The organism is Verrucomicrobiota bacterium, assembly GCA_034440155.1.
GTDB lineage: Bacteria > Verrucomicrobiota > Verrucomicrobiia > JAWXBN01 > JAWXBN01 > JAWXBN01.
Window position 1 is genome coordinate 1 of sequence record JAWXBN010000032.1, and the last position, 12,470, is coordinate 12,470.

General features: G+C 42.6%; 23 protein-coding genes and 2 tRNA genes. 23 read left to right on the top strand and 2 right to left on the bottom strand.

The window, feature by feature from the left end:
- From SGI98_03270 to SGI98_03380, 23 genes are all read left to right on the top strand, one after another.
- Nucleotides 1-163 (top strand): ribosomal protein L16 (locus SGI98_03270; protein MDZ4742423.1); only part of this gene is annotated, 163 nt, incomplete at its 5' end.
- 25 nt (nt 164-188) lie between these two features.
- The gene (gene rpmC / locus SGI98_03275; protein ID MDZ4742424.1) at nt 189-422 is read left to right on the top strand and encodes a 50S ribosomal protein L29; all 234 of its coding nucleotides are present in this window, start codon (nt 189-191) and stop codon (nt 420-422) included.
- A complete protein-coding gene (rpsQ, locus tag SGI98_03280) occupies nt 422-697 on the top strand; it encodes a 30S ribosomal protein S17 (protein ID MDZ4742425.1) in 276 nt (91 codons plus the stop codon). Before rpmC ends, rpsQ begins: the two co-directional genes overlap by 1 nt.
- Nucleotides 698-722: 25 nt before the next feature.
- On the top strand, nt 723-1,088 hold the full coding sequence (gene rplN / locus SGI98_03285; protein ID MDZ4742426.1) for a 50S ribosomal protein L14: 366 nt from the start codon (nt 723-725) through the stop codon (nt 1,086-1,088).
- 1 nt (nt 1,089) lies between these two features.
- Nucleotides 1,090-1,359, top strand: coding sequence for a 50S ribosomal protein L24 (rplX, locus tag SGI98_03290; GenBank protein MDZ4742427.1), 270 nt, complete (start codon nt 1,090-1,092; stop codon nt 1,357-1,359).
- Between the two features lie 20 nt (nt 1,360-1,379).
- Nucleotides 1,380-1,958, top strand: coding sequence for a 50S ribosomal protein L5 (rplE, locus tag SGI98_03295; GenBank protein MDZ4742428.1), 579 nt, complete (start codon nt 1,380-1,382; stop codon nt 1,956-1,958).
- Between the two features lie 23 nt (nt 1,959-1,981).
- On the top strand, nt 1,982-2,167 hold the full coding sequence (locus tag SGI98_03300) for a type Z 30S ribosomal protein S14 (protein ID MDZ4742429.1): 186 nt from the start codon (nt 1,982-1,984) through the stop codon (nt 2,165-2,167).
- Nucleotides 2,168-2,179: 12 nt separating this feature from the next.
- A complete protein-coding gene (gene rpsH, locus SGI98_03305; protein ID MDZ4742430.1) occupies nt 2,180-2,569 on the top strand; it encodes a 30S ribosomal protein S8 in 390 nt (129 codons plus the stop codon).
- Nucleotides 2,570-2,581: 12 nt separating this feature from the next.
- On the top strand, nt 2,582-3,118 hold the full coding sequence (gene rplF / locus SGI98_03310; protein MDZ4742431.1) for a 50S ribosomal protein L6: 537 nt from the start codon (nt 2,582-2,584) through the stop codon (nt 3,116-3,118).
- 27 nt (nt 3,119-3,145) lie between these two features.
- Nucleotides 3,146-3,523 carry a 50S ribosomal protein L18 gene (gene rplR / locus SGI98_03315; protein MDZ4742432.1) on the top strand — a complete coding sequence of 126 codons (378 nt, stop codon included), beginning with the start codon at nt 3,146-3,148 and terminating at the stop codon, nt 3,521-3,523.
- A gap of 15 nt (nt 3,524-3,538) precedes the next feature.
- Nucleotides 3,539-4,108 (top strand): 30S ribosomal protein S5, encoded by a 570-nt coding sequence (rpsE, locus tag SGI98_03320; protein ID MDZ4742433.1) that lies wholly within the window; start codon nt 3,539-3,541, stop codon nt 4,106-4,108.
- Nucleotides 4,109-4,130: 22 nt separating this feature from the next.
- Nucleotides 4,131-4,601 carry a 50S ribosomal protein L15 gene (rplO, locus tag SGI98_03325; GenBank protein ID MDZ4742434.1) on the top strand — a complete coding sequence of 157 codons (471 nt, stop codon included), beginning with the start codon at nt 4,131-4,133 and terminating at the stop codon, nt 4,599-4,601.
- A gap of 18 nt (nt 4,602-4,619) precedes the next feature.
- Entirely contained in the window at nt 4,620-5,990 is a 1,371-nt protein-coding gene (secY, locus tag SGI98_03330; GenBank protein MDZ4742435.1) for a preprotein translocase subunit SecY, read from the top strand.
- 39 nt (nt 5,991-6,029) lie between these two features.
- The gene (gene map / locus SGI98_03335; protein MDZ4742436.1) at nt 6,030-6,803 is read left to right on the top strand and encodes a type I methionyl aminopeptidase; all 774 of its coding nucleotides are present in this window, start codon (nt 6,030-6,032) and stop codon (nt 6,801-6,803) included.
- Nucleotides 6,776-6,994, top strand: coding sequence for a hypothetical protein (locus SGI98_03340; protein ID MDZ4742437.1), 219 nt, complete (start codon nt 6,776-6,778; stop codon nt 6,992-6,994). The genes map and SGI98_03340 overlap by 28 nt, the downstream gene beginning before the upstream one ends.
- 16 nt (nt 6,995-7,010) lie before the next feature.
- Nucleotides 7,011-7,124, top strand: a complete 114-nt coding sequence (gene rpmJ, locus SGI98_03345) for a 50S ribosomal protein L36 (protein MDZ4742438.1) — start codon at nt 7,011-7,013, stop codon at nt 7,122-7,124.
- A 12-nt stretch (nt 7,125-7,136) separates the two neighbouring features.
- Entirely contained in the window at nt 7,137-7,532 is a 396-nt protein-coding gene (gene rpsM / locus SGI98_03350; GenBank protein ID MDZ4742439.1) for a 30S ribosomal protein S13, read from the top strand.
- An 82-nt stretch (nt 7,533-7,614) separates the two neighbouring features.
- Nucleotides 7,615-8,043, top strand: coding sequence for a 30S ribosomal protein S11 (gene rpsK, locus SGI98_03355; protein ID MDZ4742440.1), 429 nt, complete (start codon nt 7,615-7,617; stop codon nt 8,041-8,043).
- A gap of 23 nt (nt 8,044-8,066) precedes the next feature.
- Nucleotides 8,067-8,675, top strand: a complete 609-nt coding sequence (gene rpsD / locus SGI98_03360) for a 30S ribosomal protein S4 (protein MDZ4742441.1) — start codon at nt 8,067-8,069, stop codon at nt 8,673-8,675.
- Nucleotides 8,676-8,774: 99 nt separating this feature from the next.
- Complete coding sequence (locus tag SGI98_03365) at nt 8,775-9,794, top strand: DNA-directed RNA polymerase subunit alpha (protein MDZ4742442.1); 1,020 nt, start codon at nt 8,775-8,777, stop codon at nt 9,792-9,794.
- A gap of 18 nt (nt 9,795-9,812) precedes the next feature.
- Nucleotides 9,813-10,256: a 50S ribosomal protein L17 gene (rplQ, locus tag SGI98_03370; protein ID MDZ4742443.1), complete on the top strand. Its 444-nt coding sequence runs from the start codon at nt 9,813-9,815 to the stop codon at nt 10,254-10,256.
- An 88-nt stretch (nt 10,257-10,344) separates the two neighbouring features.
- Nucleotides 10,345-10,420, top strand: a tRNA-Met gene (locus SGI98_03375).
- A gap of 89 nt (nt 10,421-10,509) precedes the next feature.
- Nucleotides 10,510-10,585 (top strand) — tRNA-Lys (locus tag SGI98_03380).
- Between the two features lie 153 nt (nt 10,586-10,738).
- Here SGI98_03380 and SGI98_03385 read toward each other — a convergent pair.
- Nucleotides 10,739-11,374 carry a corrinoid protein gene (locus tag SGI98_03385; GenBank protein ID MDZ4742444.1) on the bottom strand — a complete coding sequence of 212 codons (636 nt, stop codon included), beginning with the start codon at nt 11,372-11,374 and terminating at the stop codon, nt 10,739-10,741.
- Between the two features lie 152 nt (nt 11,375-11,526).
- Nucleotides 11,527-12,438 (bottom strand): AraC family transcriptional regulator, encoded by a 912-nt coding sequence (locus SGI98_03390; GenBank protein ID MDZ4742445.1) that lies wholly within the window; start codon nt 12,436-12,438, stop codon nt 11,527-11,529.
- Nucleotides 12,439-12,470 lie beyond the last annotated feature (32 nt).

Sequence of the window (12,470 nt, forward strand, 5' to 3'; positions counted from 1 at the left end):
AGGTAAAGGTGCGCCTGAGTATTGGGCAGCGGTAGTTCGTCCAGGTAATATGTTATTTGAAATCGATGGGGTGACCGAATCTGTCGCCAAAGAATGTTTCCGTCTGGCAGCGGCGAAACTGCCAATCCGCACGCGCTTTTTAACGCGTAATCATCATGCTTAATCCTGCATGAAGGGAACCAGACTATATGGCTAAAATTACAAATTTTTCTGAATTAACAGTAGATGAGTTGAATGCCCGTAAAACGGAATTCAAAAATGACATCCTCAATATGCGCCTGCAGCAACAAAGCGGGCAGCTTAAAAAGCCAAGCATGCTTCGCGGTTTAAGTCGCGATATTGCGAGAATAGAGACTGTTCTATCTCACAAGACCTTGGGGACGAAAATTAATTATCGTAAACCGTCAAAAGGTACAAAATAATGAGCACGACGAGTACATTACCTGAAGTGACTAAAGGCATACGCAAAGAACGTGTCGGGGTGGTAGTCTCTGACAAAATGAGCAAAACGATTGTTGTCAGGGTTGAACGCCGCGTACCACATCCCCAGTTCCGTAAAATTGTGCGTATTAGTAATAAATTTTACGCACACGATGAGAGTGGCCAGGCAAAACCCGGCGACCGTGTATTGATTAGGGAGACTAAACCGCTTAGCCGTCTGAAAAGATGGGAGCTTGTTGAAGTCCTGAAACACTAACTTTAGACAACAGGAAGATTATTATATGTTACAAATTCGCTCCCGCTGTGATGTTGCCGATAATACCGGTGCCCGCATGGCTACAATGATTGGTGTGGTCGGAAAGAAAACACATATTGCCGGAATCGGTGATGTAATTAAGGCAAATGTCAAGGAAGCTTCCTCCGATGGAACAGTAAAAAAGAGTGCTGTTGTCAGTGCTGTAGTTGTCCGCACACGGAATTCAATCCGCCGCAATGACGGTTCATACGTTCGCTTTGACTCGAATGCAATAGTCATCATTGATAAGGATAATAATCCTGTTGGCACACGCATATTTGGCCCTGTAGCCCGCGAATTGCGTGAAAGAAACTTTATGAAAATCATCTCACTGGCGCCGGAGGTAGTTTAATATGCCTAGTCGTTTCCATATCAAAAAAGGTGAAATCGTCGTCGTCATTAGTGGTGATGAAAAAGGCAAACGTGGTAAGATTCTTGAAATTCTTGCTAAAAAAGACCGCTTGATAGTCGAAGGATTAAACCTCATTAAAAAGCATGTGCGTAAGACTCAAAAGGATCCACAAGGGGGGATTATCACACGTGAAGGTACCATTCACATTTCCAATGTAATGTTGGCTGAAAAGTATGATAACAGTAGCGCAAGAAAGGCGAAAGCCGCCTAAATTGGAGCATTCGAAAAGATATGAATAGTGTTACCTATCAAGATTATGTCAAAGTTGCCCGGGCTGAACTTAAAAAGAAGTTCGGATACAAAAATGACATGCAAATCCCTAAGATCGAAAAAGTGGTTGTGAATATGTGTGTGGCATCCTCACCAGATGTAAAGCAGGCTCTGGATGATGCAGAGAAGGATCTTGTATTGATTACTGGGCAAAAACCATCCCGCACAAAGTCCAAAACAAGTATTGCAAATTTTAAACTACGCAAAGGCCAGGAGATTGGCCTGAAGGTAACCCTTCGTAATGTGCGTATGTATGAATTCCTCGATAGATTCATTAAAATGTCCGTACCTCGTATCCGAGATTTTCGTGGTCTTCCCGCCCGTGCATTTGATGGTCGTGGAAATTATACTGTCGGTGTCAGTGACCATACTATATTTCCTGAGATCGAACTCGATAAGGTGAAGCGGAATCTCGGTATGGATGTAACATTTGTTACGACGGCAAAAACCAATGATGAGGCTAAAGAGCTTTTGAATTTGATTGGTATTCCTTTCTCGGATCGTGTAAAAAAAGATCCAGTTAAAAAGGATGGGGAATAAAGTAATTATAAAAAGGATTTTGTATGGCAAAGACATCGCAAATTGAACGTTGGAAAAGGAAACCGAAATTTTCGGCACGGGCATATAACCGTTGTCGTATTACTGGCCGCCGCCGTGCTTACATGCGCAAGTTCGGTCTTAGCCGTATAACATTCCGCGAAATGGCGCTCCGTGGTGAAATTCCTGGAGTGATTAAAGCCTCTTGGTAAGAAGATAATAATATGATAACAGATCCAATTTCAGACATGTTGACATGTATTCGCAATGCGAATGCTGCCCGTAAAATCAAAGTGACTATGCCTCACTCAAAGATGAAAGGCGAAATCGCCCGCATCCTTAAAAGCGAAGGATATATTCAAGATTTTGAAGTCGCGAGAAAAGAGAAAAAGGCAACACTTTCTATAGAACTCAAGGTTCAAGGTGAGCGCCCCTTAAAGAGTCTGAAGAAGGTGAGTACCCCAGGACTCCGCTCATACGTCTCTTCATCGGAAATTCCGAGAGTAATCGGTGGACTTGGAATTTGTATCCTTTCAACTTCTAAAGGAATTATGACAGGCCGTGAGGCTAAGAAACAAAATGTAGGCGGTGAATTAATCGCTTTTGTGTACTAATAAGAGGTATTTATGTCCCGTATCGGCTCAAAACTAATTGAAATCCCAAAGAATGTAAAAGTCCAAGTTAACGGAGACCATGTCAATGTTGAAGGACCAAAAGGGAAGCTCGAATATGTGCTACCCCGCCAAATTTCTGTACTAATCGAAGGAACTACGGTTTCTTTGAAAAGACAGGTTGAAACACGTGTCGTTAAAGCATTACATGGACTCTCACGTAGCTTGATTAATAACATGATCGAGGGTGTGAATACCGGATTTAAAAAGGACTTAGAAATTAACGGTGTCGGATTTAAAGCAGTGGTCAAAGGCAATAACTTAGATTTAAATGTTGGATTTTCCCATCCTGTTCTTTTACCGATTCCTGAAGGAATCAAAGTACAAGTGAATGAAAACACGCAAATCGCCATTGAAGGTTACGATAAACAAGTGGTAGGACAGTTTGCTGCTGAAATCCGCTCGATTTACCCGCCAGAGCCATACAAAGGCAAGGGAATTAAATATAAAGGTGAAATCATTCGCCGCAAAGCTGGAAAAACAGTACAGTAATTGATTTATAAATAAGGCTTAAAGACTATGGGTAAACAAAACACACCTAAGAAAACGTGGACAGCACGTGAGCGTATTCATACACGTATCCGCCGTAAAGTGACCGGGACTACCGAACGTCCACGGTTAGCTGTGAATTTCTCCAACAAGAATATAGTCGCTCAGATCATTGATGATCATGAAGGCGTGACGGTTGCTTCTGCTTCAACACTGGAAAAGACTACAAAACAAAAGAATAAATCACAGGCTAATATCCAAATGGCTGAATCAATTGGCCGTTTGGCTGCTGAAAGAGCCATTGCGAAGAATGTCAAGGCCGTTGTTTTTGACCGCGGCGGATTCAAATATCATGGTAAAGTCAAGGCATTGGCGGACGCTGCCCGAGCAGCAGGACTTCAATTCTAGAGGATTATCCCTATTATGAGCGAAACTATTGTACAAGATAAGAAACCAAATTCAGGCCGCAGGTCACGTGATAACAATTCACGCCGTGATTCCGGAAACCGTCGGAATGAAGATAATCCATTTATTGAGAAGCTCGTCCATGTTAATCGTACAACAAAAGTTGTTAAGGGTGGACGTACATTCAGCTTTAGCGCACTAGTCGTAGCCGGTGACGGTAAAGGCAAAGTAGGGCATGGTTTTGGTAAGGCCAAAGAGGTAGGGGATGCCATTAAGAAGGCTACTGAAGCCGCAAAACGTGCTATGATTGCAATTCCATTAAACAAGGCATCGATACCACATGAAGTTACTAGTGCCTATTGCGGGGGACGTGTTATCCTCCGTCCAGCTTCACCCGGTACAGGTGTTATAGCGGGTGGTGGGGTGCGTGCCGTCATGGAAGCTGTCGGTATCCGCGATATCCTGACAAAATCTTTGGGATCCAGTAATCCTAACAACGTGGTAAAAGCCACAATTAAAGCTCTCCAAGAGTTGCGTTCCGCTCAATCGATTCGCCAGCTCAGGGGAATCAAAAGTCAATCAAACTAATTTTTATTAAGGAATAAACCCTATGCGTTTGCATACTATAAAACCTCGTCCTGGTTCAAAACATCGCACAAAGAGACTTGGTTGTGGAGAGTCCAGTGGTCATGGTAAGACCAGTGGTAAAGGTCATAAAGGTCAAAAAGCCCGCTCTGGTGGAAGTATCCGTTTGGGGTTTGAAGGTGGCCAGATGCCCCTTATCCGGCGTATACCAAAACGTGGTTTTAATAATGCGGCATTCCGATTGATTTATGCCCCGATCAATGTGAGTTCACTAGAAAAGTTTGATGCAGGTACTGTTGTGGATCTTGCAGTCATGATATCAAAGGGGTTAGCCGCCGGACAATTTGATGGGATTAAAATCCTTGGTAATGGTGAACTTACTAAAAAGCTCATTGTCAAAGCACACAAATTTTCGGCGAGTGCCAAGGAAAAAATCGAGAAAGCCGGAGGCAGCATTGAGATTATCAGTGGCCGGGAAATAAAACCTGAGGCTTAGTCCCGGATTCTTATAACTATGCTTTCAGCCTTTATTAATTCATTCAAAATTCCTGAGCTACGCCAGAGGATATTTTTTACCTTAGGGGTAATCGCTCTGGTTCGTTTTGGAGCAGCGATTCCTGCTCCTGGGGTGGATGCTTCTATTTTAGCCCACTATTTTGAACAGGTTAATAACCAGACATCGAGCAGTGTCGTCGCTTTATTTAATATATTCAGTGGTGGCGCACTTGAGGCCTGTGCGGTATTTTCATTGGGGATAATGCCTTACATTAGTGCATCGATTATTATACAGCTTTTGACAGCTGTTTATCCGCGCTTAGCAAAAACTGCCAGAGAAGAAGGCGGACGTGCAAAAATAACACAATACACGCGTTATTTAACATTAATTCTTTGTCTTTTTCAGGGAACATTACTCGCACATGGCTTTGCAAACCCAAAATCAAATCCCTTTTTACCTGGCATTGATGCAACCATACAACAATATGGGCCTCTCGTAGCTAACCCCGACTTTTTCTTTTATTTCAGCTGTATCATGACACTTACGGCAGGTACGATGTTGCTGATGTGGTTTGGAGAACAAATCACTGATAAGGGAATTGGACAGGGTATTTCCGTCATTATTACTATCGGTATTTTGGCACGTTTACCTGCGGCAATTACACAATCCTATCATTTCTTTTCTGATAAATTTAATCCCGTCATTATTGCTATTCTCTTATTATTTCTGTTTGGAGTGATCGCTGGTATCGTGGCTGTTACTTCTGCAGAGAGGAAAATACCTGTGCAATTTGCAAAACGTATGGTGGGAAGAAAGTTGTATGGCGGCCAAACGACTTTTATGCCGCTGAAAGTGAATTATGCAGGGGTGATGCCGATTATCTTTGCACAGGCTATTCTGATGTTTCCTCAGACATTCCTGATGATTCCGGGACTTCAAAAGCTGCCCGGTTTCCAAGAGTTAATGGGAATGTTAAATCCCGGAACCGTTCTGCATGTCCTGCTATATGGTATCATGATTTTCTTCTTTTCCTATTTTTGGGTTTCGACACAATTTAACCCCACACAAATCGCGGATGATTTGAAAAAGAATAGCGGATATATTCCCGGAGTTCGTCCAGGTAAACCGACGGCTGACTTCCTTGACTTTACCATGACCAGATTAACTCTTGCTGGCGCAGCCTTTTTGACCATTATTGCCATTCTTCCTGAGATGGTGAATTATAATCTGAAAGTATCATTTTTAGTGGCTCAATTTTTTGGAGGCACCAGTCTTTTGATTTGTGTCGGTGTTGTATTGGATACGATGAGACAGGTCGAGACATTCCTGCTTCAACGCCATTATGACGGTTTTTTGAAAAAAGGAAGACTCCGGAGCCGCCAGTCGTAAGACGTGGATCCGAGATGTTTTATTAAAAGGTTTTTGATAATGATTCCGATCAAGAATGAGCGAGAAGTTCAATTCATGAAGGACTCATGCAAGACAGCGGCACTGATCCGAGATCGACTTGCACAGGAAGTGAGGCCTGGAGTGAGTACACGTGAGCTTGACGATCTGGCTCGTGAGTTGATTGCCAAAGCTGGAGGTAAAAGCCCATTTTACGGTTATGGAACTAGAAAAAAATTTCCAGGTCACATCTGTGTTTCTGTAAATGAAGAGGTCGTACATGGTATCGGTTCGGACAGACGTTTGCAGCTTGGGGATATTGTGAAGTTGGATGTTGGAATAATCCTCAATGGATGGATAGGTGATACAGCGATAACAGTCCCGGTTGGTATGGTGACATCAGAGGTTAATCACCTGATGCATGTGACTTTGCAATCCCTTTATATTGGGATTGACCAAGCGAGGGCGGGTAATCATGTCCACGATATAGGAGCAGCGGTTGATCGTTACGTTTCGGAAAATAAATGTGCGGTTGTCAGAGAATTTGTTGGACATGGTGTAGGAAAAAGGTTGCATGAGGAGCCTCAAGTTCCAAATTTTGGCAAACCAAAGACGGGAGCCCGCCTAAAGCCTGGTATGACATTAGCGATTGAGCCGATGGTTAACCTAGGGACGAGTGAGGTAAAAATCCTCTCGGATGGATGGACAGTAGTAACGGCAGACAAAAAAGCGTCTGCACATTTTGAACATACGGTTCTGATTACAGACGGCGAACCTGAGATTTTGACATGGACCGAAAGAATGGCATTGAAATAGCTGGGCGTGTATTGGATGTAATGAATGAACGCTTGGCGGAAATTGAATTTCCTAATCAACATAAGTTGGTCGGTTTTATCGAACCACCTGATATGGAAAAGTTTAAAAATAGGCTTGTGCAAGGAGCTCAAGTTATTGTAATATGTTCCTCTTTCGACTTTTCGAAAGGACGAATAATAAAAATCGAATGATAGAAAAACAGCTATTATGAAAGTAAGACCATCAGTGAAAAGACTTTGTGAACATTGCAAAATTGTTCGGAGAAAGAACGTTGTCCGAGTGATTTGCAAAAACCCAAGACATAAACAGCGCCAAGGTTAATTTGAGGTAAATATGCCACGTATTTTAGGTATTGATATTCCGAACGAAAAGCGAATTGAAATTTCGCTCACATACATTTATGGAATCGGCTTAAGCCGATCCCAAATGATTCTAGAGGAGGCTGGAATTGATTCCAACATCCGCGCCAAAGACCTCAGCGATGAGCAAATTGGTAAAGTCATCAACGCGATCAAAAAGAATAATTTTATCGTGGAAGGTGATCTACGCCGTGAGCTCCAGCAAAACCTCAAGCGCCTCCAAGCGATCAATTGTTACCGTGGTATCCGTCATAAAAGAGGGTTACCGGTACGTGGTCAACGGACTAAATCAAACGCACGTTCCCGGAAGGGACCACGTAAGACAGTTGGTGTCCAAAGGAATCCGAACGCAAAGGCGGGCAAGGTATAATCTTTGAAGAATAATAAGGCAAACTATGGCAGACGAAAAGAAAACTAAAGAAGCAGGCAAACCGACTGAAAAAGTCGCTTCCATGGAGTTATTAGAAAATTTAAGCCTAGATCCTAATGCTCCGGTAGAAAAACCAAAGATTATCAGGGTCAAAGGTGCTAAGAATATCTCCACTGGTGTGGCGCACATCTTGGCTACTTTTAACAATACAATTGTCAGCTTTACAGACGTGTCGGGAAATATCCTTTCATGGAGTAGTGCTGGAAAATGTGGATTTAAAGGTTCACGTAAGAGCACGGCTTATGCAGCTCAGGTTGTGGCACAAGAGGCTTCAAAAGGTGCTATGTCCCATGGATTAAAGGAATGTGAAGTATGGGTGAAAGGGCCGGGATCGGGCCGTGAGTCGGCAATCCGTGCGCTGCAAGCCATTGGTTTGGAAATTACAATTATCCGGGATGTGACCCCTGTACCACACAATGGTTGCCGTCCACGCAAGAAACGTCGTGTATAATTTTTTGAGGAGATATTAATATTATGGGTCGTCTTTTAGGTGCTAAAACAAGAATCAGTCGCCGTTATGGTGTTGCGTTATTCGGACCAAGCAAAGCCTTGGAAAGAAAAAATTACCCACCGGGAATTCATGGTCCCAAAGGTAAAAGAAAAGGCTCAGAATATGGTGCCTTACTTGCAGAAAAACAAAAACTTCGTTATCAATACGGTTTGATGGAAGGACAATTTCGTCGCTTTTTCCAACAGGCTAAAAAAGTTCGTGGTGTTACAGGTGCTACATTCTTGCAATTATTAGAGCGTCGTATCGATAACGTTACTTTCCGTACAGGATTTGCTACTTCACGGCGTGGGGCAAGACAATTGGTGGTTCATGGTCATATCTTAGTTAATAGTGTTAAGGTCACCAGTCCTTCATACATTGTGAAGGCTGGCGATACAATCGAAGTTAAGAATAAGCCCGGTAGCCGCCAATTAGCTCAAAAGAATATTGACGTAGCTTCATTACAAGTAGCCCCAGAATGGATCTCTGTGGATAAAGAGAAATTTAAAGCAATTGTTAACCGGATCCCAACACGCGAAGATATTCAAGTTAATGTCAATGAGCAATTAGTTGTAGAGTTTTACTCACGCTAGTCATACTGATTTATAGAGGGTTTTTATCAAAAAATTATGCTGTAGGTCCTGTCTTTTAAAGCCCTGAGACAGGGTAACCCAGCAAAAGGAGTATAAGATATGCCAGTTCGTTTAGGTCGTTTTGAGATGCCGAAGCGTCTCGTTAAAGATGAAGAAAATCCTTCAGAAAATTATGCCAAGTTTGTCGCGGAGCCCTTTGAGGCTGGATATGGGCATACGATAGGAAACTCACTCAGACGTGTTCTCTTGTCTTCTCTGGAAGGAGCTTCAATTGTAAATGCAAAGATTGAAGGAGCTCAGCATGAGTTCTGTACAGTTCCCGGAGTGGTAGAGGATGTAGTCGAGATCATTATGAACCTTAAAAAAGTTCTATTTTTGATCCATGACCGTGAAACTAAGAAAGTAACGATTTCCGTAAATAAGGATGGAGAAGTGACTGCTGCGGACTTCCAATGCCCCTCTAATATCGAGGTCGTTAATCCTCACCAACATATTTGCACACTCGACCGTAAACAAAAATTTGAAGCAGAGTTTGAGGTTAGTGTCGGACGTGGGTACATGAGTGCGGATGAAAACAAATTTCCGGATATGGCGATTGGGGTTATTCCTGTAGATGCGCTTTTTTCACCCGTACGTAAAGTAAAGTACAGTGTTGAAAATTGCCGTGTCGGACAACGGACAGATTATGACAAGTTAATTGTGGAGGTGTGGACTGATGGACGTATTACACCTGAAGATGCTTTAACACAATCATCGGCAATTCTCAGACATCACTTGGATGTGTTTGTTGATTATAATAATACCGAAATTGAATTTGAAGAAGCGTCAGCTCCTGCATCTGAAGAAGAAAATAAACTCAAGAAGATACTCATGATGAGTGTTAACGAGATTGAACTCTCAGTGCGTGCTGCAAATTGCCTTAATAATGCCAATATTACAACTGTTGGCCAATTAGCCATGAAGTCTGAGGCTGAAATGCTCAAGTACCGTAACTTCGGTAAAAAATCCTTGAATGAAATCAAGGATAAACTCAAAGAGCTCCAATTAGGATTGGGAATGAAATTTGACAACTCTCTTGTTGAAGCGATTAATGCGGCGACAATGGGGCAACAACGATAAATTTAAGCAGGTAAAGTTATGAGACATCGCATAGGAACGGCCCGCTTGGGGCGTAAATCCAAGCATCGTGAAGCCATGCTGGCAAATATGATTGCCAGTTTGATCGAGCACGGTCGCATTAAAACAACACTCGCCAAGGCAAAAGCAGCAAAACCACTTGCTGAACGTCTAGTCACAATGGCTAAAAAGGGTACGCTCCATAGCCGACGTGTTGCTGTGAGCAGGCTTCAAGGAAAAGAAAAGATTGTAGCTAAGCTCTTCACAGAAGTAGCACCAAAACAAGCTGATCGTAAAGGTGGATATACCCGTATCATCAAAATAGGGCCGCGTAATAGTGATGCTTCAGAGATGGCCTTTCTTGAGTTTGTTGAGCCAGCAGGAGTTGCTGCTTCTGATATCGATCCTTTGAAGGAAATTGAGAAGAAATCTAAAACAGCTCCTAAATCAGACGACTCCAAGTAATTTACTTCAAACCGCTGTAATCTAGACGGGGTTATAGCGGTTTTTTCAAATTGCCCTGGATGACCATTAGTGTTAACTTACTATTAATGCCAGAGTAGCTCAGTCGGTAGAGCAGAGGACTCATAAGCCTTTGGTCGGGGGTTCAAATCCCTCCTCTGGTACCATATTTATACTGAACTCACCTGATAGTCTGTAGTCCATTCTGCATTAGAGCTTGATTTATCAGGATGATTTAATATTAATTGACTTCTACGGATGCGTAGCTCAGTCGGTAGAGCAGTTGACTCTTAATCAATTGGTCCCTGGTTCGAACCCAGGCGCATCCACCATTTTTTTTTAAACCCCTCTTAATAATCCTATTGATGAGGGGTTTTTCTTTTAGCAATAAAAAGGCCCCGTATATTACGGGGCCAAATCTATACTTAATTTTGTCTACCAAACGATTCAACCCTTCATTTAAATAGAGTTAATCGTATCTGATATTATTTTGCAGCCAATTTACGGGCAAGTGACACAGCAGAGCTTGCATTATCACTATAACCGTCAGCGCCTATTTCGTCAGAGTACTGTTGGGTAACAGGTGCTCCGCCGATCATGATTTTCACCTTGGCACGGTCTCCTGAGGCCTTAAAGGCATCGATAGTTGTTTTCATAGCAGGCATCGTCGTTGTCAGGAGTGCTGAAAGGGCGACGATATTAATATTCTTTTCCTTGATGGCCTGGATGAATTTCTCCGGGGAGACATCAACACCGAGGTCTGTGACTTCAAATCCACCACCTTCAAGCATTGCTGATACCAGGTTTTTACCGATATCATGAAGATCGCCCTTTACAGTACCGATGAGAACTCGTCCGATGGGTTCTGTTCCTTTAGCAGCCAAAAGAGGTTTGATCAGTTCGAGACAACCTTTCATGGCACGTGCAGCAATCAGGAGTTCTGGAACGAAGTATTCATTTGCCTCAAAGCGACGGCCGACTTCATCCATGGCTTTAATCATGTATTCATTCACGAGTAGCTCGGGATCTGCTCCTTCAGCAAGAGCCTCCTGAGTGATTATTTTAGCTGCTTTTGCATTACCTTCTACGACTGAGTCATAGAGTTTAGCGAGGTCTGCCATATGTTTGTCTCCTTGCGGATGGTATTCGTTTTTGTTTGGTTATATTGTTTTGTGATTCACAAAGGCGTTGTGCCTTCTATGAGTGTGATACTATTTCATACATTAAAAAAGAGCATCATTAAAAAATGTTTAATGAGTCCTGATAAGGAGATTTAAGAGCGTTTTCCTCTGAATTCACTTGGAGTCAATGTGGTATAGCGTTGGAAGACTGTTGCAAAATATTGGGAAGACGAAAAACCGAGGTTTATAGCGATATTTGTGATAGAATCTTTATTTTGCGAAAGAAGCTTTTTGCCTTGTTCGAGTTTCCGACGCAAAACGTATTCAGCAGGGGGAAACCCTGTTTCTTCTTTAAATCTCGCCTTAAAACGTGAAACGGAAAGATTAGCGATGACGGCTAACTCTGGCACGGAGAGGGGATCATAGAGGTGTTCATGGATGTATTGGATGGAATCAAGGATCTTGTCGGATTGTAGATAGGGTTCGAATTCTTCGGCGGCTTCCACTACTTTCAGGAGGAAGGACATAATATAATGGGCGACCATCATCCGTTTTGTGTGGATGTCACCATTTTTAAAATTACCGATAGCGGCATCTAAATATTCATTTAAGCTTTCGGGCACCTTGAAATGTTGATGTTTGGCATTTAACAGCCTTTTTATGAGCTTTTGCCCATCAATTAGTCGCGGACAGAATATTTGATTTTTTTTATTAATGGGGATTTGTAACCAGTAGAGCAGTCCTTTTTCTTCGGGCTGTCCGGCAGTGCTATGGGGCTGATCAGGTAAAATAACTAATGCATCTGATCCGAAAAGAAACCGTTTGACGCCTTCGGTTTCAAATATTTGTTTTCCACGGGCCAGATATATAATCTCGATTAGGTCCTTATGCTTGTCTCTTTGGAGCGGTGGTTGGGAGGTGTTATACTCATAACGACCGAGTAATTTGACTTCTTTGAGGCCCAGCCTAGAGAAATGACAAACCGTGCGGGTGGGGTTCGGATTTTTATCCATGTATGATTCTGTACTGTAGGACAAGAATGAAAGCAAACCTTTTTCAAACATGATACTATGATCCTGTTAAATCAACCAAGGAA